Annotated in this window: 10 protein-coding genes and 2 pseudogenes; 4 read left to right on the top strand and 8 right to left on the bottom strand. The window is 64.7% G+C overall.

All coding sequences use genetic code 11. The features are described from left to right. Positions 1-464 precede the first annotated feature (464 nt). Positions 465-1,628: pseudogene (locus D7Y13_RS49465) on the top strand (IS3 family transposase). A gap of 35 nt (positions 1,629-1,663) precedes the next feature. Continuing rightward, positions 1,664-1,936, top strand: a pseudogene (locus tag D7Y13_RS01550) (hypothetical protein); the annotation flags it as partial. A gap of 153 nt (positions 1,937-2,089) precedes the next feature. On the opposite strand, the gene D7Y13_RS01545 reads toward D7Y13_RS01550, so the two are convergent. Together D7Y13_RS01545 and D7Y13_RS01540 are read right to left on the bottom strand one after the other, a co-directional pair. Continuing rightward, the gene (locus tag D7Y13_RS01545; protein WP_120582557.1) at positions 2,090-3,811 is read right to left on the bottom strand and encodes a nuclease-related domain-containing DEAD/DEAH box helicase; all 1,722 of its coding nucleotides are present in this window, start codon (positions 3,809-3,811) and stop codon (positions 2,090-2,092) included. 6 nt (positions 3,812-3,817) lie between these two features. Further along, the gene (locus tag D7Y13_RS01540) at positions 3,818-9,541 is read right to left on the bottom strand and encodes a sacsin N-terminal ATP-binding-like domain-containing protein (RefSeq protein WP_120582556.1); all 5,724 of its coding nucleotides are present in this window, start codon (positions 9,539-9,541) and stop codon (positions 3,818-3,820) included. 811 nt (positions 9,542-10,352) lie between these two features. On the opposite strand from D7Y13_RS01540, the gene D7Y13_RS01535 reads away from it, so the two are divergent. Beyond that, positions 10,353-11,387, top strand: coding sequence for a site-specific integrase (locus D7Y13_RS01535; protein ID WP_233595327.1), 1,035 nt, complete (start codon positions 10,353-10,355; stop codon positions 11,385-11,387). A gap of 282 nt (positions 11,388-11,669) precedes the next feature. Here the strand turns inward: D7Y13_RS01535 and D7Y13_RS01530 are convergent, their stop codons facing one another. The 3 genes from D7Y13_RS01530 to D7Y13_RS01520 form a co-directional block, all read right to left on the bottom strand. Next, positions 11,670-12,236 carry a hypothetical protein gene (locus D7Y13_RS01530; RefSeq protein WP_120582554.1) on the bottom strand — a complete coding sequence of 189 codons (567 nt, stop codon included), beginning with the start codon at positions 12,234-12,236 and terminating at the stop codon, positions 11,670-11,672. 33 nt (positions 12,237-12,269) lie between these two features. Beyond that, positions 12,270-14,285 (bottom strand): DNA polymerase, encoded by a 2,016-nt coding sequence (locus tag D7Y13_RS01525; protein ID WP_120582553.1) that lies wholly within the window; start codon positions 14,283-14,285, stop codon positions 12,270-12,272. Positions 14,286-14,368: 83 nt separating this feature from the next. Next, entirely contained in the window at positions 14,369-14,899 is a 531-nt protein-coding gene (locus D7Y13_RS01520; RefSeq protein ID WP_120582552.1) for a hypothetical protein, read from the bottom strand. 126 nt (positions 14,900-15,025) lie between these two features. On the opposite strand from D7Y13_RS01520, the gene D7Y13_RS45065 reads away from it, so the two are divergent. Beyond that, on the top strand, positions 15,026-16,147 hold the full coding sequence (locus tag D7Y13_RS45065; RefSeq protein ID WP_147444201.1) for a hypothetical protein: 1,122 nt from the start codon (positions 15,026-15,028) through the stop codon (positions 16,145-16,147). Here the strand turns inward: D7Y13_RS45065 and D7Y13_RS01515 are convergent, their stop codons facing one another. The 3 genes from D7Y13_RS01515 to D7Y13_RS45060 form a co-directional block, all read right to left on the bottom strand. Then, on the bottom strand, positions 16,148-17,971 hold the full coding sequence (locus D7Y13_RS01515; protein WP_120582551.1) for a helicase: 1,824 nt from the start codon (positions 17,969-17,971) through the stop codon (positions 16,148-16,150). Positions 17,972-17,983: 12 nt separating this feature from the next. After that, positions 17,984-19,339 carry a RecB family exonuclease gene (locus tag D7Y13_RS01510; RefSeq protein WP_120582562.1) on the bottom strand — a complete coding sequence of 452 codons (1,356 nt, stop codon included), beginning with the start codon at positions 19,337-19,339 and terminating at the stop codon, positions 17,984-17,986. Positions 19,340-19,912: 573 nt separating this feature from the next. Then, a complete protein-coding gene (locus D7Y13_RS45060) occupies positions 19,913-20,452 on the bottom strand; it encodes a hypothetical protein (protein WP_147444200.1) in 540 nt (179 codons plus the stop codon). Positions 20,453-20,540 lie beyond the last annotated feature (88 nt).

The following is a 20,540-nucleotide window of genomic DNA, read 5'->3' as shown; positions in this document are numbered from 1 at the left end:
TGCTCGCCCAGCGTCACCAAGTGTACCAGCGCGCCCGCGCCCGTCACCCCGAGCGATGGAGCCGCGACACGCGCGACTGGACGCCCGCGGGCCCCGTGCGCCTCAACCCCTCACCGGAAGTGCAGGAGCTGAAACGCATCGGCTGAACCCTTTCACGCGACAACTACCTTGACGCTCACCGAGACTTGATGCCTCGGTGCCCGAGCGCAAGGTGGAGCCACTGGCGCGCACGAGTTCCGCGAGCACCAATCGCAGGCGCGAGGCGAACGCCTCCTCCCACTCGTTATCGCTCCCTTAGCATTCCTCCTCGAGCGCCTGCCTCCACTGTTCGAGGGGGCGGTACTGCGCCGGAGTGGGCCGCAGCCCCCTGTGTCAGGGAAGTTGTGTGATGCCTGGAGGAACTCATGAGCCTCCCCGGGGTTTGTGGACACCCGAGATGAGGTGACCGAAGGATGTCCACGACGATGCCGAGACGAGAGCGCAGGAAGTACACGCCGGAGTTCAAAGCTCGGGCGGTGAAGCTGGTGCTGGAGGAGGGCAAGTCCCGGGCGCAGGTGGCCAAGGACCTGGACCTGACGCGCAGCGCCCTGGAAACCTGGGTGAGGCAGGCCCGCGCCGATGCGGGCCAGGGGCCTTCCGGAGCGCTGACGTCGAGCGAGAAGGAGGAGCTCACCCACCTGCGCCGCGAGGTGCGCCAACTGCGGATGGAGCGTGAAATATTAAAAAACGCGGCGGCACACTCAACCGGTGAGTGCAAAACCCTGAGTTCTCCCGGTTGAGAGGTTGTCGGCATGCAAGTAGCGAAGAGGAGGGGGCTCACTCCGAGTGAGCGTGCGGAGCTGTGGAGACAATGGAGGGAGGGGCAGTCGCTGAGCGACATCGGCCGCGCGCTCGGTAAAGCCCCTGCATCCGTCTTCGCCTACCTGGCGGCCCGAGGCGGCATTGCTCCCACTGCACGCAAGCGTCGTCCGGACGCACTCACGGCGGCTGAACGTGAGGAGATTTCCCGTGGCCTCTGCGCCGGACGCACGTTGCGCGCGATTGCCAAGAGCCTCGGCAAGGCGCCCTCCACCCTCACCCGGGAGGTGGCCCCCAACGTGCTGGCTCGCGACTTCAATCCGCCCAAGCCCGACCGGGCCTGGGTGACGGACATCACGTACGTGCCCACGCGCGAAGGCTGGGTGTACCTGGCCGTCGTGCTGGACCTCTTCAGCCGGCGTGTCATCGGCTGGGCCATGGACCGATGCATCGACCGACATCTGGTGCTCTTGGCTCTCGACATGGCGCTCAAGGGCCGCCGTCCCGCCACGGGGCTGGTGCTCCACTCGGATCGAGGCAGCCAATACGCAAGTACGGACTACCAGCGAGCGCTGGCCACCCGCGGCATCCGGTGCAGCATGAGCCGCAAGGGCAACTGCTGGGATAACGCCGTGGTGGAGAGCTTCTTCTCCACGCTGAAAACGGAGTTGGTGCACGAGGCGGACTTCCTGACGCGCGAGTCTGCGAATGCCGCCTTGTTCGAGTTCATCGAGGTATTCTACAACCGCAAACGGCGGCACTCCTCGCTCGGCTACGTCAGTCCCGTCGAGTTCGAGAAGGCTGCCTCACAGGTGCCGCTGGCTGCTTAACCCACCTGTCCACCGAGTCCGGGCAAGCTCACCCCTTCGCCTCGACGCAGGACGCGAAAGCGTGGGTGGCGCGTTTCGTCGTCTGGTACAACACCGAGCACCGTCACTCCGCCATTCGCTTCGTCACGCCGGAAGCCAGACACTTCGGCCTCGACGCCGCGCTGCTCGCCCAGCGCCACCAAGTGTACCAGCGCGCACGAGCCCGTCATCCCGAGCGCTGGAGCCGCGACACGCGTGACTGGACGCCTGCGGGCCCCGTCCGCCTCAACCCCTCACCGGAAGCGCAGGAGCTGCAGCGCATCGGCTGAACCCTCTCACGCGACAACTACCTTGACGCTCACCGGCCAGAGTCGGCCATTTTTAGAGGGAAGAGCCCTGGGCTGCCCCTGTCCAGCCCCGATTCGTAATCAGGAGTCGCTCGCTTGTACAGGTTATGAGGAACCTGGCGAAGGCCAGTGCCCTTATCTCAAAGCTTCGGGGGCCAGCAGGGCACGGCAGGCTTCAGTGGGCCCGGCCAGATATAGCCGGGACTTGGCGCGAGAGAATGCCACGTAGATAAGCTCGCGGTCCTTCTTCAGGTCCAGCTGATCGAGCCCCCAGAGGATGGTCACCGCAGCCTCTAGGCCCTTGTAGCGCATGGCGGTGTCCATCAGCACAGTACCCTTCGAGCGGTGTACCTCCTCGGCCCACGCCACGGCGTTGGGCAGGCGCTTGTTCTTCAGCAGATCATAGTAGGCCTGCTTCGACTTGCTGTCCGCCACGAGGACGGCGATCTGCTCCGGGGGGACGCGCTCGTCCTTCAGGAGCTGGGTCACCTTCTCGTAGATGAGGTTCGCCTGGTCCTGCAGGCGTGGTGCGTTCAGTTGCTCGATGGGAGCGCCCTCGATGTCACAGGCATCCGTGGCGTCACCGTGGAAGTACCGGTAGGCCGCCTCGTGGATGAAGCGCGTGTTGCGGCAATTCTTCGTGAGCACGAAAGGCTCTTCCTGGATGGGACACCTGTCTAAGCGCTTATAGACGGCCTGGTTCTGGTCATAGAAGACCATGAAGACTGGCTCCGGCTTTAGAAGGCGTTTCAGGGGCAGCCAGAAGTCGGGATGGAAGTCCTGCCCCTCGTCTACGATGCACGCGTCGAAGGGAGCCTTCACCACTTCAGAGGCCAGGGCGAGCGCCATGGGGAAGTGGACATCGAATTTGTCCGCACCAGGGAACGAAGCCTGGGCTTCCTGGAGCACGTCACGCCCTGTCTCGTGCTTGGCGAGCCGCATGGCCCACTCGCACAGTTGATGGAAGTTCATGGGCAGCAGGTTGGGGGTATCGCCTGCCGTCGCCTTGAAGTGGTCCACCAAGGCTCTGTTCACGGACAGTAGGAGCGTCTGTTTTCCATCAGCCGCGAGCCGCCGGGCCTTCTCGATCGCGAGCACGGTCTTCCCCGTCCCAGCACCACCAGAGATCTTTGCCTCCTTGCGTGAGCCCAGCGAGCGCAGCAGCCGGCTCTGCTCATCGGTCAGGATGATGCGCCGCTCCTCCTCCTCCTTAAGCTGAGAGGACATGAGGGCACGCGCGGTGGCCTTCTTGCCGAAGATCTCCTTCACTGCCTCTAGGCCAGCCTCTTCCAGGCGACGGAAGCGCCGGTCATTACCAGCCCAGAAGCGGCACGCGCGCATGAACCACCCTGGCAGATCATCGAGGTCCGCGCGCCCGCCCACGATCTCCGGCCGGATGTCCGGGGCGAGCAGGGGGCTCACGTCATCGACATTAGGGAAGAACACTGTGTGCCCCTCGAGGATCCGGTCCGTGGAGTTCTTCCAACGTGGGTGGTTCCGGAGCTCCTCACGGATGGCGTGCTTCTCGCGCTTGGCCTGGTCGATGGGACTGTGGGGAAGCTTCTTCTTAGTGCCGGACGACTTCTGCGTGAACCACTGATCGGTCTGGCGGTCACGGGTGATTCCTCCACCCTTGACCTCGACGACTAGGAAGCCGCCCTGGGGATCGAAGATGACGAAGTCCGCCTCACCATCGATCGGAGCCGCCGTCGGGCGCTGGCGAAGGAAACAGACGGAGTGGAAGACGAGCAACCGCTGGTCGAGCTTGTCCCGGCAGGCCCGGTAGAATTGAGCCTCCCCGCGGGACTCGAGGGCGTTGAGCTGCGCTTCGGTGCGCTGAGGGATCATCTGGGCCATGGTGTCTCACCCTTCCTTCGGCAGGAGCTTCATCTTGTTGGGCTGGTAGAATGCCTGCCGCTCCGTTCCATCTGGCATCTTCACCAGGAGGGACAGGATCAGGCTCTCGCCTTCCACGCTGGTAATCACGCCCCCCACGCCATCCTCCATGAGGATTCGACCGCCTACCTCGGGGTGGAGCGGCGTGGCTTGAGGCGGGGGCACACTGGCAAGCCCCCTCCAGCCCGGATCCAACCGGTACTGGGTGATCAGACCGGCGGGGTTGCGGATGGGGTGGACTGCGGAGTTGGCCTCGTCCAGGGCATATTCCACGACGTACAACCAGAAGCCGTCTCCCAGCTTCTGGGCTCGATCGAACTGACCGGGGGACAACCAGACACCGTTCTCGGTCCAAGCGCCGCTCAGGCCCTTGACCTCGATATGGCGGGCCTCGCTTTCATCCATGGATTCAAGGCTACAGCCCGAGGCATCGTCTCTCGGCGGCTGGGGCTGCCGGTGCTCGGCCTGTTCATAGGCCAGCACGCGTTTCAGCGCTGCTTGTCGAAGCTCCGCGGCAGCTTGCGGGTTGACGTGCCCCTCCGCCTCTTCGGCTCCGGGAGCGTTCGGATGAATGTAGGTGACGGCGCGATGACGGGACACTTCGGTGCCCCTCTTGAAGTTCGTTCGGGTGGAGTGACCGTGGCCGGGTTTGATGGGAGGCAGAATTCCCACGGGGTCCAAGCTCGGTTCCCGGGGGGGGCGCTGCTCGGAGCCGACGAAGGTGCTGCCTTCCGGAGGCACGACGAGCGAGTTAGCCCCGGAGGAATGCGCCTGCATGGCACCGCTGCTCGCCAGGGCGGACGCCGTGGGAGCCACCGCCAGCGGTTCCGGACGGCGGACAACGAACCCCTTCGCTATGGCTGGGGCGTTCCGAGGTGGAGCTGGACTTCGAGGGGGCACACCCTGCCAGCCCGTGCCATTCCCTTCCCGGGACGACCGGACCCAGGGGCCTCCCTGACGAGTGGGGACAGGCACGGGCGTCTCCAGGGGAGCTTCCTCGACGTGCTCGGCGGGAACGTCATCCACTGCGGACTCATCTACGGCGGGCTCGTCCACAGCAGACTCATCCACAGCGGACTCATTCGAGGGCTCTGGCTCGGGGGGCTGATCCTCGAAGAACGTCGTGGGAGGCTCCGGCTCCAGGTCGGCGGGAGGAAGCCCCCAAGAGTCCTCGACGGAGGGCTGCTCGGTGAGCTGGGGAATCTTGAGCCGTGTCAACAGGTTGTCGATTCCCGTGGGATAGCTCTCGAGGATCTTGGTGAGCGCCGAAGTATCCGAGAGGCGCTGCTCTTCATCGAGCTCCTGTTTGATGGCCTGCGCGAGGTGGAAAGAAGCGAGGTCGGCGGACTCCTCCCGGAGGAAGATCTGGTGATGGGGCCGGTCGACGTAGAAGTCGGCAGCGGCCGAGCCCACCAGTCGCTTTCCCAGCCAGAGTCTCGAGTCCAGCTGTGCCGCCGGAACTACTCGGAGGGTGGAGAGCCAGCCCAACGGCTTCGGATCAGCCTTCTCGTGTTCCGCCTGGATGAGGCGCCGCAGTCCGCGGGTAAACTCCTGCGATCGGAGGAGTTCACCCAGGGTTTCGCAGTCCTCGATGAACCGCGGCTCCTGAGACAGCTCCGGCTCCTGGGACAGCTGCTCCTTGAGCTGACGGGACAGCCGTTGCACTTCCGCCGCACGCAGGAGCTCCATGGGCACATCGTCCTGAACCAAGAGCACCGCGCCGGGAGTCAGCTTCTCGGCATACCAGGGGGCATCGTCACGGAGTACCTCGGTGGCCCGTGCGAGCTGGCCCCCCTTCACGGGGAGCCACAACCGGGCGCGCATGGGCTCCAGCATCGATGCGGTCTCGAAGCTCAATCTCAGGCGGCGAAGCACTTCCATGACCTGGTTCAGCAGCTTCGCGGGCAGCGGCTCGCCGCTGTGCAGTGTGGCCACGTCCTCGAGCCAGGCGATGAAGTCGTCGTCTTGGGGCAGCTCTCGACGCCCTAGCACGGCATAGCCCTGATCGATCAGGGGCTCCGCGATCCGGAGCTGGACACGGAGAGGTTCGAAGAAAGGAACATGCTCGAGAAAGACGTGCCGCGGCTGCCAGAAGCGGTGTCTGCTCTTGTCCCAGAGGCAAGGGCGATTCGCATAGTGAGCCCGGACTTGTTGCACTACGCCTGGGTTATTCTGGAAGAGGATGCCGAAGTACTCGTAGATCCTGGCTAGCGAGTCCCCAAGGGCCTTCATAGCGGTGTCAGGCGCCGCTTGGTGGCTCACCAGCAGGAAGTCGAAGTGTGTCATTACCAGCGCGAGGGGCGCTTCTGAGGGGATGCCCAGCGCCTCACGGAATGAAGCGAAGTCCCTCTTCACGAAGGGCATGAGGGGGCTTTGGCTGGCAACTAGGTGCCCCAGGTGGACCGGGTAGAGCTCCGAGGGCGCATAGAGCCGCGCCTGGGGAACCTTTGCGGCCGCGTACTGGCTCAATGCGGCTGGATCGGTCTGAGCCGGAAGCCAGCGGCGGTTCGCCAGCGCTCCAGCTAGCGTCACGGGAGAACCGTTCCCGTTCCGCACCTTGGCGTCCTTGAACTCGCTCCAGTGGTCGGCGACATACTCGTAGACCCTGATGAGGCTCTCCGAGACGCCCGGGGGGCCCTCGGCCTCGGCCTGCTTGATCAACTTGTCCACGTGGGCGAGCAGGTCCTGCGGGTGAGGCGCCTCGGCCATCCCCAGCGTGGAGAAGAAGGAGAGCCAGTCCTCGGTGGAGTCGGAGTAGGTCTGTTGCGTATCGGGGAAGAGGGCCGCGTCGCCGAGCACGTCCTTGACGAGATGCTTCCGCGGATCATAGAGGCTGGCCGCAGGGTAGAGCTTGCCATCGCGGCACCTGATGAGCGGAGCCTGCGTGACGAGCTTCTTCAGCGCGTCCCCTCCCTCGTCACCGGCCTTGCTCGCTTCGTTGTACGCTTTGCGGAGGTTGTCGCGGAGCCAGTCCAGAACCCGTACCTGCTCTGGTGATGGCATCTGCGCGTAGCTGGGCAGCAGTACATTGCGGATCAGAAGATCCCGGCTAAGGCTGGGGACGTTGAGCTTGGCGAATAGCTTCCGCCGGGCCGTGGAGACCTTGAGAAGGTGCGCTCTCCCGGCCGTGGGTGGCGGCGTCAAGTCCGTGGGTTGGTAGACCTGAGGATCATCCAACCGGACGAGCTGGTGGTCCGTCGTCGGGAAGATCGGCAGTGCGCGCAGGAGCTTGATGTGCTGTGGCGTCATGCTGTCCAGCCACACTGGCTGGGAGAGCAGGTCGAGGAGCACCTCATGCACCTTGGGGTCATAGCTCCGGGCCCGCTCGGTCCAGGTCTTGTGGGAGGCGCCGAGCGCCTCGATCAGCGTGGTGGCTCCCAGCTGCCGGATGTGCCCCTGAGGGTGGGTGGAGGTGAATTGGCGGATGGCGCTGAGCAGCCCCTCGGCTCCGGTGATCCTGGGAATGCTGAACGCTTCCAGGACTTGGCACAGCTCCGTATCCCGGGCCTGCTCCTCGGACAAAAGCAGGGGAGTATCCGTCCGGCCAGGCCGATGCAGGTGTTTCCGCTCGTCTGGCACCATGGCGAGCTCGTTCAAGCCGGTCAAGCTCGCAGTGCGTGCCTTCTCGCTGGCGAGGTAGCCATAAAGTTCGGTCAGCCAGGGAGTATTCGGAGGCTGAGGCTCCGCAGGACTCCAGGGACACGGGGCGGCCGCGCCGAGCTGGGGGAAAGCCTTCTTCACGCACGCCAACAGGTGTGCGGGCGTCATCTCGAGCAGCCCTGCTTGGGGCAGCTCGTTGAGCTGCGTGTCCTTTCGGAACTGTTCCTCCAGGAACCAGTGCGGATTGCGAACCAACGCGCGCTCGGCCTTGTTGGCCAAGTAGATATTCCAAGTCCAGAAGGTGCAAAGCTGACCATCCTCAAGGATGGCTAACGGCAGGCCAATCAGCTCACGTCCGGTCTTGATGTCCTGCTTGCAGAACTTGAGCAGATGGACCACCCACTCGCGGCGGCGCAGAGCGGGATCCGCCGCGTTCTCCAGCGGGGTATTGAAGGGCTGTTTCACAAGCAGCCGCTCCCGCAGCATGACCGGCGTGAGGTAGTTGAGCTTGACGCTGGCGGCGGTGAAGCCCTTCACGATGTGCGCGGGAAGAGACGGCTCCGGAATGGGCATGCTCAGAGCGCATAGCGGCTCCTGCAACTGGGACTGCCACTCGGCCGGCGGGGGAAGCAGATCGCCGATCCGGGCCCACGGCGCGGAGGACCCCACGCAGTGGATGACGCGCTCCTGGGCCAGAAGCGTGTAGACGTGTTTGGGGAAGTGCTGAAGTGCTTCCGGCACAGCCCGCTCGGGATCCGGGAATAGCCGGTAGAGCGCCTCCACCGAGGAGGCGTCCACCTCTTTAGCCAGTTCGGTGAGCAGGGCCGTGTACGCGGGCGCTACCGCGTGCTGCAGCAGCGCCTGATTCCAGACGTGCCGGGTGCCGTCCTTGCCGATGAGCGACGCATCCGCGGTCAGCCCCTCGCGCGCGGAGTTCACATCGAAGTAGCCGTTGAGGTGGACAGGCAAGTTGCTGTCGGCCTTGGCGAGCGGCAGTCCACAGTAGAGCTTTCCCGGGATGGCCCTGGCCGCGAGCTCTCCGCCCGGTCCTTTCTCGAGCCGGGCGGCCGCTCCAGCCCACGGGATCGCCTTCTGCCCGAGCTTCTGCATGGACTCTGCGGCGGCCCGCAACTCCCCCTTTGGATCTGTGTAGACGCCGCTGACCACGCGCCAAAGCGCGGTCTGCGGAGCTTTCCCCCGGGTGACCTGGATCTCGTGGAGGTAGCTCACGCGTTCAGGGGCCTGGAGCGGTTCCTTGGAGGAGCGGCTCATGGCCTGCCGGACCTGACCGCGGTGGGCCTCTACCGTCTCTCCATTGAGCGTCTCGAACAGGAGCCGCTGGCGCAAGCCACTCCCCGGGAGCAACTCGTCGACACGAACCTTGAGCACGTGCTTCAGGAAGAGCAGCAGCTCTTCCCCCATCTGAGCGAGCTGCCCGAAGACCCGGTCGCAGTCCTCCAGCGTGAACGGCTCCTGGCAGATGTCGCTTCGGTGCTCCTCGGCACGAAGAGGCAGCCGGAAGATGGTGCCTTCGAAGGACAGCTGCCCACGCTGCAGTCCCGCCACCTCGAAGGGTCTCAAGAGGCCCGGGTACTTCTCCCAGAGGTGGCTGGTCAGTGGGTAGCCAACGGCCGCGCGGCCAGCCTTGCGCTCCTTGCGCTGCGGGAACCGCTCATGGGGATCGAACAGGATGAGCCGATCCTGCGAGAGCAGGCACGGGTAGTCCGTGACGTTGTAGCAGGAGTTGAACCCCAGGCCGAATCGCCCGGTCTTCGTCTCCTCGCCCACCTTGGCGCTGTCACCAATGCGCCGGATGTTGGCGAAGTCCGCTTCTTTGAAGGGCTTGTCGTTGAAGACGAGCAGCGCGGGCCCCTGCAGCACATCCATTTCCCGCGCGGGCAGGGGCCCGGTGTGCGTGCGCGCATCGAGGATGATGCGGACCTTGGAGGCCTCGGCATCGTCGGCGTTCTGGATGAACTCCTTCAGGATGCCGACGTTCTTCGGGTAGGTCTGAATGAGCCCTTTGAGCCTGACCGTGAGGGGCTCGTACTGCCCGACGTCATCAAGTTCGATGATCTCTTCCTCGGCCATACCGTGTGTTGTCTCCGCGGAAGAGGTTCTGTGCCAATCTGGGTGAGTGCCTCGACTTTACATCTCGCGGTGACGCGGGAGATAGACCGCGCCTGACAGCAAAAGCAGAGGCAGGACAGCCTCGGTGGGCGGTGGATGTGCTGAGAGGCAGAAAGGCTGCGGTGGTGCCAGAAGGGCGGTAGGCCGTGCCGGTCCACTGGCCATAGACCTCTCCTTGGCGCACGCCTGTCCCCTGACTGCTGGCCATGAGGGGGCGACGCAGGGCGCAAGAAGTCTCGGCTCCTGTGCCCCGAGGGCCTTTCGTGAAGCGCTGAGGGGCAGGGCTGAGCGAGCAGGTCTGCTCGAATAGGTGGGTATGCCGTTCGCGGGTCGCAGCAGAGCACTGCTCCCTTGACGCGATCTCCATCAGCGAACCCGGTTGATGCGCGAGATGGGTCTGAGTGCACGAAGTCTGTGCGCAATTTGTACGTAGCCCACTGAACGCCTGTGCACCTATCCGAACGATTCAGCTCCGCCGAGAGCCGACCGTAAACCCACGATTTTAGAGGGAAAAAGTGGCGGTAGGGCATGAGAATCGAACTCACCAGGGACCGCTCTCACGGCCCCTCACCGGTTTTGAAGGCGAGTTCTAGCCCACAGGCCATCAGAGGGGAAACGCCCCCATTCAGGACTCGGACGGCACGCGCTAACGACGTGCTAACGACCGAGGACCGAAGTGGGAACAGCACCGAAGTGGATCGGGAAGTGGGCCGGGGGAAGAGTTCGTGAGGCCCGGGGTCGTCAAGTGTGGGTAATTGAGCGACAGCGTAGGGTGGTGGCGCTGGACGTTGCGAGCGAGAGGGACGCGCTGGCGGAACTCGCACTCTGGGAGCGTAACCCGGACGGTTACCGCACGCGGCGACAGGCGGCGGCCGACGACGCGCCAGTCCGGATCGATGAGGATGTCCTCGCGGGCTTGATGGCGCACCTCACCGAGAAAGGCCGCAGCCTGGAGTACAGGCGCAGCGTCCGGAACTACCTTGCGGCTTGGGCTGATGCGCTTGGCGGACGCGACCTGCGCAAGGTGCAACTCCGGGAGTTGCGACGGTGCCTCACCGAATGGAAGACGGCACGGAAGAGTCGGATCATCGCACTCAAGTCGATGACCGCTTGGCTTCGGGAGGAGGACCGACTCAAGCCGGCCGAGGACCCCACGCTGGAACTCAGGGTTCCTCCCTCCGTAGCGGAGAAGGGCCGGCGGACGAAGGGCTACCCAATGGCATTGGTGGAGCGCTTCTATGCGGCAATCAAGAGCCAACCTGTCCGGGATGTCCTTTGCCTCCGCGCGAAGACGGGCATGCATGACTCCGAGATCTCCCGGATGGCCTCGGGAGCTGGGGAGTTGCGCGAAGTGAAGGATCCCTGCGGCATCTGGGGAACCGTCAGCTTCCGGCATAAGAACGGCCGGGTGCACATCGTCAGCTTGGATGCGCAGGCATTCGCAGCTGCGCGGAGGCTCGTGGCGCGCAAGAGGTCCCCAAGGGGGAGCACCATCCACGAATGCCTTGGGTACGCGGCAGCCCGGCTCGGGAATCAGTTTCCAGGCGAAGAAATCGAGCCCATCCACCCGAGCGAACTCCGGCACTCCTTCGCGACGTGGTCATCAGAGTGTGGGCAGGTCGTTAAGCCGACCTCGGGTGGTGTTGCCCTGGAGATGGTAGCGGCCGTCATGGGCCACCTGAGCACTCGGACGACGAAGCTTTTCTACGAGGGGGTACAGGTGCCCCCAATGATCATCTTCCCGCTGCGTCTGCTCCACCCGGACGACCCTGTTGACGTCAGCGAGGCGGGTCGTCAGTCCGCTTGATGATGCCATCCAGCGGAACGGTGCGAAGTGCTGCCGCGCGACGCTTGGAACGGGTCGCGAGCCGCTGAATGGGCTGGGGGGGAGGTGTGCCGACCCGCAGGATTGCGAGGACGGATGCGGTGACGAGCGTTGTTTCCCGTCCAAACCGGGGGGCACGAACGAGGCGCCCCTCCTTCAGCAGCGCGAAGACCTGAGCGCGACTGCAATGCAGCAGCTTCGTCGCGCGCTCCACGGTAACGGCAGGACCATCGAGTTCAGGGCCGGTCGGTTGCGTGGCCACGTTCACCTCGGGAAGACGCGACGGGGCGAGAGACGACCGAGGGCATGCAGCCCGATGCCGATGGCGTCCCAGACGTTGTGGTGGAGGTTGTGCGTGGCCGGCAGTTCGACGCGCAGGTGCTCGGCGGCGTCGAGGCGCTGTTTGATGCGCTCGATGAACGCGTCCGCGTTGAGGGTGCCCTTCCAGTCGCGCGGGTAGACGCTTCGGCGATTCGCAACAGGCGCCAGGGCGCCTCCCAGCATGCCGACGACACCGGCAAGCTGGATGAGGTCGTTTTGGTCGCCCCGCTGGTGTGCGGCTGCGTAGACGCGGGGCAGCTCGATGACGAGTTGGAAGGGCTCTTCGTCTGCGCGTCGACGTAGCCACTTATGGACCGCGCCAGCCATGGAGGCCCACGATGCGAGCGACAACGCTCCATGGGCGGGTCCGGAGTTCTTCGGCAGCCCAGCGCAGAGGAGCGATCCGGAGGCGACGTCGAAGAGGGCAATGCCGCAGTGACGCAGCCCCGGGTCGATGGCGACAAGCTTCGTGGCACCCTCATCGCGGGTAGGTGCTCGTTCGGAGTTCACCTTCCTGCAATGGGGGCAGCCACTGCGGGTGATTTACGCGGCGGCCCGCACTGCTGGCTCCCACACCAGAAGGCGTCCTGCAGCATCTCGGACCGTGGCCGCGTCCTTCGACAGCACGCGCGAGAGGGCGGGCTCGGCTTCGACGGCATTGGCGAGGTCCGGCGTCGTTTCGCGCATCGCCTGTCGCATGAGTTCCGCCATGCGCTCGGCAGTGTCGTGCAGCCGGTTGGGGCAGTCCGCGCGTAGCTCCGCCACCAACTCGTCGTGCACCATGAGGACGAGCCGCGAGCCCCAAAGAGGGGAGCGCCTGGCCGTGTACATCTCCCGGGCGACGCGCCAGGTGGCCAGCTTCGCGCCCACGGCGCCCAGACCCTGGAAGGGCGTGTTGAGCCACTGCGTGTAGCCGCACCCGCCCCGGAGGATGTTGGCCCCGGGAATCATCACGTCCACGAGCCGGTCGCCGTAGGTGAGGCGGCTTGCCTTGGAGAAAAGCTCCCGCTGCTCGGGCCACGCGTCCAGCCACCTGTCGCCGTAGCGCTGGGAGACTTCGACGCACGCTGCGCAGACCATCTTCACCTTGCCCTGGACGCGCACGGGCACACGCTCGACGCCGCACGTCTCCGCCACCTTCGCCAGCAGGCAGAAGCGGACGTCGTCCTTCGCCCGTGCGTGGTAGGCCATGGCGCCCGCGCCCATGCCCCCGCCCTTGCCGAAGTTGAAGACCTTGGCCAGGGCGCGGAAGGACGTGGCCGTAGCCTCCTTCGCTTTCACGCGCGGCAGGAGGGCGGCGTAGCTCTCCCCGAGGAACGTCGCAGCGGCGGACGTGTGGACGTCCTCTTTCGCCAGCAGCGCATCGGCCATGCGCGACCAGCCCACGTCCCAGATGGCTCGCTGGGCCATGGTGCGAAGCTCCAGGCCTGCGTAGTCCACGGAGCAGTAGACGAAGCCAGGGCGGGCCTCGTGGCACTCGCGGACGCCACCCCGCTGGGGAAGCTGCTGGTAGTCGCTGGAGACGCGCGTCGTGGAGACCAGCACGTTGAAGCGCGGGTTGAGGGGCCGCGTGACGCCGGCCTCCAGCTTGCCCAGGTAGGTGGAGCGGTACTTGTCCACCTTGCCGGCCTTGCCCAGCTCCTCCAGCAGCGGATCGCCCGAGTCGATGAGCGTGTCCCTGTCCGTGGCCACCTGCCCATCCGGGAAGCGCTCCGTGGGCGAGGTGACGGGTGGCAAGCCGTTGTAGGCGGCGGAGACGAGCGCGGAGAGGCGCTTCGAGTCCTTGGTGCCGTCCGGCCGGAAGATGCCTGCGGCGAGGAATCGGGCGCGGTTTGCGCTCCACTGCGCCTCTACGCGCTGCCGCAGCTCCGCGACGCGCTGGCCGTGGGTACGCAGCCCCCAGATGGATGCGAAGTGCAGCGCCAGGGCAGCGCGGACCTGGTCTCCTTCCGCGTGAAGGTTGCCACCGTTGGGGACGCTGGCCGCGACGTGCTCTTGGGCAAAGTGGACGTCCAGGGTGAAGCGGGCGTCGCGCTTCGGATAGTCCACGGCGGCGGTGGGCCACTTCTCCAACGGCACACCATCGAGTTCCGCGTAGCGCAGGCGCCATGCGTCCGGGGCTTTCTTCTCGGCGCTGATGTCCAGGCCCAGGTGGCGCTTCACCAGGAGGGAGAGCGGATAGCGGGCGCCCTCGTCGTCTCCCAACTGGCGGCCGGTCTCCGGATCCACGCCATGCAGTCCTCGGGCGATGTCGATGAGTGCCTCGCGGATGGCGACGTCATGCAGGCGCCCGGCCTCGGCCGCACCGAAGACGGCATCCACGAGCCGCGCGTCGTCCGCGCACATGACGCCCAGGTCGTAGGCGAGATTGGCTCCTGTGATGTGGACGTCAGGGGAGGCGAGGGCGTCTCGGAACCAGTTGCGCGCCTCGGCGGCGGACAAGAGGCGCTCACAGCCCGGTGCCGCGTGCGCGACAGAGGCGCAGACGAGCGGCGGGGCGAGGAGGCCGGGCTGAATGAGGTGCGTCTCGGTGTCGAAGCCGAAGAGGGAGGTGGGCACAACACGAAGAGGCCCGTGTCGTGGGCCAGCCGTGGCGGTGGGGGACGCGCCAGGTGCTCAGCGGTGTTGGAGGAGGGGACTGCTCAGGCCAGGGCGACTGCGAGGGCCGGCAGCTTCGCTTCGGCGCGCTTCGCTTCGATGGCCGCCAACTCGTCGTCCGTGGGGCTGACGGTGCTCCAGCGGTAGCCCTCGATGACCTTCCCGGGCTTGCCGTCCTTCTCGGGCAGCGTCTTGGGGAAGACCTCGCAGTCGATGAGGAGGAACGTCCCGGCCTGCTTCTCGCCCGTGAACTTGGCGAGCTGCTCCAGGGACAGTTCCTCTTCCTCGGCGCCGGCCAGAGCCATGACGAAGGCCTTGAAGCGCCCGCCGCCGTTCTTCTTCGCGTCGGAGAGGTTCTCCACGTAGGAGGCCACCATGCCGATGCGGCTGGGCTCGTTGGCGGGCTGCGTCCGCTCGGCGGACACGACCTTCAGCTCAGCGATGGCGGACAGGCCCTTGAAGCCGTCCTTGGTGCGGATGGACTGCACCTCCAGGCGGTAGCGCCCGGCCTTGAGGTACTGCGCGCCGAGCGCCGCCTGGGCGCTGACGATTCGTGAAAATGCTGCGTTGCTCATGCCCGTTGCTCCCCCTTTCGGGTGATGAGACGTCAAGAGACGTCCTCACCAGTTTTAATGGGGGCGGTTTCTAGAGGATGCGTGGCGCCCAGGTCAGGAGGCGACCAAGCTGGAGCCTGTGTGGTAATGTCGGGCGAAACTAATGCCGCCGAGGTGGCGACGATGTCAGAGCAATCGAAGAACGTTGTCAGGCTTGAGGACGCGGAGCAATTCAAGGAGTTGCTGGTAGAGCGTTCAAATGAGTGTTCCCAGCCTGAGAGCGACAGTGAATATCGGCGTTTGCGCAAGCTGTTGATCGGCGAACCAGCCATCGCGAGATTCGTGCCGGAGTATGTTCGCTCTTGCAGGACCTTGTCGGAGTTCGGAGACTTTATTGGGAGGGGTTTTGCAAACTTTTCTGACCGACGAGTACATGTGCGTCATTCGTTTGATGGCCTTCTTTCTTACCTAGAGAATCCCGGCCAAGAGGCAAGACGCCCCCCTCCTGGCCCGGGGTTTGCGGCGAAGGCGGATGAGTATTTCTCGAAAGTCGTTCAGCTTCTAAAGTACGATGGCCTTGCGAGAGAGGTTGCAGTTCTGACTGCGGGTGATTTGGGATTTGAGTTGATGGAGTCTGACGGTGATTATTGCCAGTGGTTGATTAGGATTCGACTCCCCCTTAAGTACTATAAGCAGATGGATCAGGAGATGTCTGATTCTTGTTGCGCGAATATTTTGAAGGTCACGCGTGAGCTTGGGCAGGATGGCTTTAATGATTGGATTCGCGATGTTTCAATTAATGTGGCCGTTTCCGGTTTGGATGACTGGCGAACTGATGCAAAGCGATGGCTGAGAGGGGAAGGGATTAATAATCAAGGGAGGGTTCGCTCTGATAATCTTCCGTCGAGACAGGAAGATGGGCTGCTTTTTCGATCGGGGGTGGAGATACATGTTTATCGAGCGCTCAAGGCTGCTGGCGTGGCGTTTGCGCCTCTGCCTGTTTTTCTTCGAGGGGGGGCTGGCGCGTACCAGCGCATTGAGCCGGACTTTATCGTGCTCAAGGATGGGGCGATGATGGTTGTTGAAGTGGATGGGGATACAGTTCATGTGGAGAGTCCGGCAGAGGCAGATCGTCGTACCCGGATTTTTAAGATGGAGGGGGCGCTAATTGAGCGGGTTCTGGCAAGCGAATGTGACACAAAGGAAAAGGCATCGGCGTGTGTGAGGAATTTGATTGCTGGGTTCGACAAGTGGCGTGGACAAAGGTGATTATTGAGTTAGTAGTAGCTTCTGGATTTGCCCGTCTGTCTGTTTGATGAACAAAGCTCTCTCTCGGGCGGTCACGAAGGCATCGGTGTAGTCGCGCGTATGCTGGCACACCTCCGCCTCGACGCATGCCGCCCTCTGCCCAGGGCGGTGCGTGCGCGCGAGAAGCTGCTCCCAGAGGGCGCCGTCCGAAGGCGGTGTCACCACGAGGTTGCGGCAGAACTGCTGGAGGTTCTTGCCCGTCGCGTGTGCCTTGATGCTCGCGACGATGGAGCGCCGCCCGCTCTCTTGGAGGATGGCTTCTGACGCGGCCCGGCCTCCGCCGTAGAACGGCACGCCGGCTGCGCGGGCGATCCGCTCCCCCAGCTCCGGAAACTCCACCCAGACAATTCCGACCTGGGTCCGCGCCCACTCTGCTGCGTCTTGCACGAGGAAGTCCGACACCCACACGGCTTGCGGCTCAGGCTGCACCGCGTCGTGAATCTCCGCCCAACCCGTCCACGTTGAGGCATCCCACACCGGCTTGTCGCCCTCGTAGGGCGGGGACATGTGCGCGCGGATAGCGGCTTTGGTGAGCAGCCCCGGTGAGTCCAGATGCTCGCGGCGCTCGCCCTTCAGCTCCTCCCACACCTCCTTGTTCCAGGCCTTCCGCTTCGCGAACCACTCCTCGATCAGCTCTGGGGGCTCGCCCCGAGGGTAGCACCAGCGGTGGAAGAACCCGGCCGATAGCTGACGCGCGCAGGCGATGGCTTGGAGCTGCTCCTGGAACTGCTCTCCGTCCGGGCGCTCGCCACCGTGGGCCAGCTCGATAAGCGCCAGCAGCTCCGCAGGCACCGGACCCGGGTAGCGTGGGCGGATGACGAGGGGCTTGTCGAGCGCGCTCTCGTCCGTGGCCACGACGCCGCGCGTGTTGTTGCGACGGCGGCAGAAGCCCTCGCGGACGTGCTCCTCGGGCTCGCACAGCCGCTCCAGCGCGCCAGGTGGGGCAATCACCTTGCCCGGGTCCAGCGCCGTGCCCCATTCCTCCACGACATGATGCGCCAGCGGCAGGGGCGAGCCCTCGCGCAGCGCCAGCCGCGACAGGTGCGCGTAGTCCTTGATGCTCTTGGACGCGAACGTGCCCGACAGGGCCACGAGTCGCGTCTCCGGCCGCTTCTCGAAGTAGCGAAGGAAGCGGCCAGTGCGCGAGGCCTTCGGGTCCTTGAGGTTGTGCGCCTCGTTGAGGATGACGAGGTCCGGGCGGATGCGCTCCAGCAGGTCCGTGGCTTCCTGGCTGGAGAGCTTGTTGTAGGAGATAACGTGCAGCACCGGCAGGCCGGGACGGAACCAGCGCCCGCCCGCGAGGTTGGGCAGGCTCCAGTGCGCGCCGTAGTAGTCCCACTCCGCGGTGAACTGCGGCAGCAGGTTGGCCGGGATGAAGAGGACCGCCACGCGGCAGGCCGGCATCACCATGGGCATCAGGAACGTCGTCAACTCCTTGCCGTGGCCGGTGCCGATGGGCCCCAGCAACCCGCCCACGCGAGACGCCTCCAGCAACGCCAGGGCCTGGACGCGCCGCAGGCGCGTGGGGCATGGACGGGCAGGGGACATGGCCGCGCAGCCACACGGGCCCGCTGGGGCGCGTAGCTGTGCCTCCAGCGCCTCGACGTCCGCCGCTGTGTAGGACGCAGCCAGGTCGCGGCGGGGTAGGGCGAGGATGCGGGAGAGGTCCGAGGACCAGCCCACGGGCGAGCGGCCCGTGCGCGAGTAGTTTTCGGCCACTGGGGGCACGTCGCCCGGTGGTTGTGACGGCGGGAGGGACACGCCAAGGCGCTGAAGCAGCTTCACGGGCGGCCCTCGCTACCGGACGCCCCGGACGAAGTGCCCCGTGCCACAGAGCGGCTCCAGGGCTTCCACGGCCACCTGCATCAGCTCGCTGCCGGCCACGCCCAGGGCGGCGTAGGTGCCGGGCTCGGGAGGCTCGGCGCGGATGGTGGCGGCCAGGACGCCCTTCCACTTCCCGTAGGCCAGGGGCGAGTCGTTGGGAGCGACGCGGATATCCACCACGCCGCACTCCTGCTCAATCTTTGCCACCATGCGGCCGACGTAGCCAGCCAGCGGCTCGGCAGGGCAGTTGGGCACGCAGTCCACGAACAGGGACAGGCTGCCCTCGGCGGGACGGCTGGGGTCGGAGGTGCGGGCGGCCTCCATCTCCGCCTTCGTGCGGCGCTTGCGGCGCGGGGCTTCGTCGCTGGCCGGCAAGGCGGCCTGCTCGGGCGCTGGGATGGACGCGAGCGCCGGATCACTCTTCGGGGCGTCCGGAGGCAGCACCGCGGCCAACTCCAGCTCCGTGGCGGCCTGGGCGGGCGCGGATGCGGCGGGCGGCGTGGGCGGAGTCTGGGGCTTGAGGATGCGGTCCATCAGGGCCATGGGCTTGCTTCCTTGTGACTGCGAGTTGAGGCACTGCGCCTGGAAGGAGCACCCGCCGTACTTCTGGCAGGCGCTCCAGGTGGGTTTGACCTGGCTGGGGGAGGTGGCCCGCGCGACGTCGCGCATGCGGCGCGCCATCGGCTCGACGTGCGTGTGCCACTCGTCGCGGACGTGCTCGACGCTAACGGTGGCGACGACGGAGCGCGCGAGCCGCGCGCCGTGGGTCTGGAAGTAGAGGTGCTCCAGCTCCAGCCGCTTCAGCCCCGGGAAGCGCTCTGCGGCGAGGACGGCCCAGTAGCCGTAGCCCACCATCTGGATGCCGGCGTCATGGGCGGCAGAGGTGAGCTGCTCGGGCGTGGCGGCGTAGCTGGCGATAGACTTCGTCGTCTTGTGGTCCGTGACGCGCAGCACGCCCTCGGCGAGGCGTCGCGGGTTGACGAGGTCGATGTAGCCGGTGAGCGGAATGCCATTAGCGAAGAGAGGGGAGGGCTGGCCGAAGTGCTCCTCTACGAGGAGGTCAGGACCTGGGGCGGGGAGCAGGTGCTTGCCGGCCGCCGCGAGGGCACCCAGCACGTCCTCACCCGTGCGCAGGTAGTACTCAAGCTGGGCATGGACTGCGGTGCCAAGGTCTCGGGCCTTGAGGGGCCGCTCAGGCAGCCGGAGGACCTTGGCGAAGAACCACGCACGCTCGCAGAGGGCGAACTTCCGCAGCTGGGAGACAGACAGTCTGCGGAGGACGCCGCTTTCAACAGCGTGGCGTGTGACTTCTTCGGCGGAGTGACTCACCACCCATTTAATGGGGGCAACTTCCGGCCGTGGCTCCGATCGCAAGCGACGTGAAAATCTCGGGGACGGAGAGCCGCGCTGCCAAAGGGGCCAACAATCAGGCCATCACAGCTTAGGCTATGCCAATGCGGGAGCAGCGCCGGAGCCTGCCCGCTTGGTTCAACGTCCCCTGAGGGAACCCGCAGTGAGACTGCCTGGCGGAGCATTGTGAAGCTTTTCGTGGCAGCCAAATTCCTTGTCTCGGTGAAGGGGGACTAAGTTTTCGGGAGAGTGAAGGTTGGCAACCCCTCGCCGCAGATGGTGAAAAGTAGCACCTGTGATTGCGCCAATCGGGACCTCGCAGAGCCAGCATCGTGCCCCCCACTGTCTGAAGCTCTTCTTTTTTTCTGTCTGCGTGGGGTTTGTGCGCCATTGGGAGGTTGACTGTTGCCAATATCTAATTTCTTGCGTGACTGCTTCTTCGGGTAGTCCAAATTTGCGTGCATGTTCGACCACAAATTCGGAGAGCGCCTTGTCGAGCAATTTGCGTTGAGTGTAGGTAAATCCTGTTTTGTATGTCTTTTCCTTCATGGCTCAAGCTCCTTTCTTGGTGGGATGCGAGTTGGTTGTTGTGTGTTGAGTGGTTTCTGGCTGGTGTGCGGCGATATGTTCCCATTTGTGTTCGTATTGCGTGAATTGTTTGTCCGCATTCTTTGGTTTGCTGTTGGGGTCTCGATAGCTGGCTCGAACGGTTATCGTTCGTGTTCCGCCTGGTCGGTCTACCTTCTTTTCATCAAGCAGCTTCGATACGTCCCTTTGAGGGATTACGAGGAAGATTGATGGTTTCTCGCCATTCAGAAGAACAATCACGAGAACGTCGAATTTGGCGCTAGGTCTTATTTGGGTGGCGATTTTTTGGGGCCAGTCGACGGATTTTACTGATACGCGAAGCGGTGCGCTTCGGTTGTGCAGAATTACTCCGATGTCCCAGTCGCGCTGTGTTTTTCCGAGGGCAAGGTATGCCTCTATTTTTCTTTTTAATAGCTCCCCAAGCACAAGAAATTCACCCGCGTTGCCATGGAATCTCTTGGTCTCTTCTGGACTGCCTGCATGTGTCGTGGTCGATTCACTCATTCTAAGCCTCGCTGGTTGCCACCGCTGTATCGAATGTCCCACATGCTCTAGGATCCTGCCATGCCTCTATCTATCCCAGCGGGCGGTG

Source organism: Corallococcus praedator (genome assembly GCF_003612125.1).
In the GTDB taxonomy this organism is placed as follows: Bacteria; Myxococcota; Myxococcia; order Myxococcales; family Myxococcaceae; genus Corallococcus; species Corallococcus praedator.
This window is presented reverse-complemented; position numbering and strand designations above follow the sequence as displayed.

Bases quoted from the DNA above. Each gene is read 5' to 3' on its own strand.
- D7Y13_RS01520 (WP_120582552.1), bottom strand. From the start codon at position 14,899: ATGAGCAACGCAGCATTTTCACGAATCGTCAGCGCCCAGGCGGCGCTC.
- D7Y13_RS45065 (WP_147444201.1), top strand. From the start codon at position 15,026: ATGTCGGGCGAAACTAATGCCGCCGAGGTGGCGACGATGTCAGAGCAA.
- D7Y13_RS01540 (WP_120582556.1), bottom strand. From the start codon at position 9,541: ATGGCCGAGGAAGAGATCATCGAACTTGATGACGTCGGGCAGTACGAG.
- D7Y13_RS45060 (WP_147444200.1), bottom strand. From the start codon at position 20,452: ATGAGTGAATCGACCACGACACATGCAGGCAGTCCAGAAGAGACCAAG.
- D7Y13_RS01545 (WP_120582557.1), bottom strand. From the start codon at position 3,811: ATGGCCCAGATGATCCCTCAGCGCACCGAAGCGCAGCTCAACGCCCTC.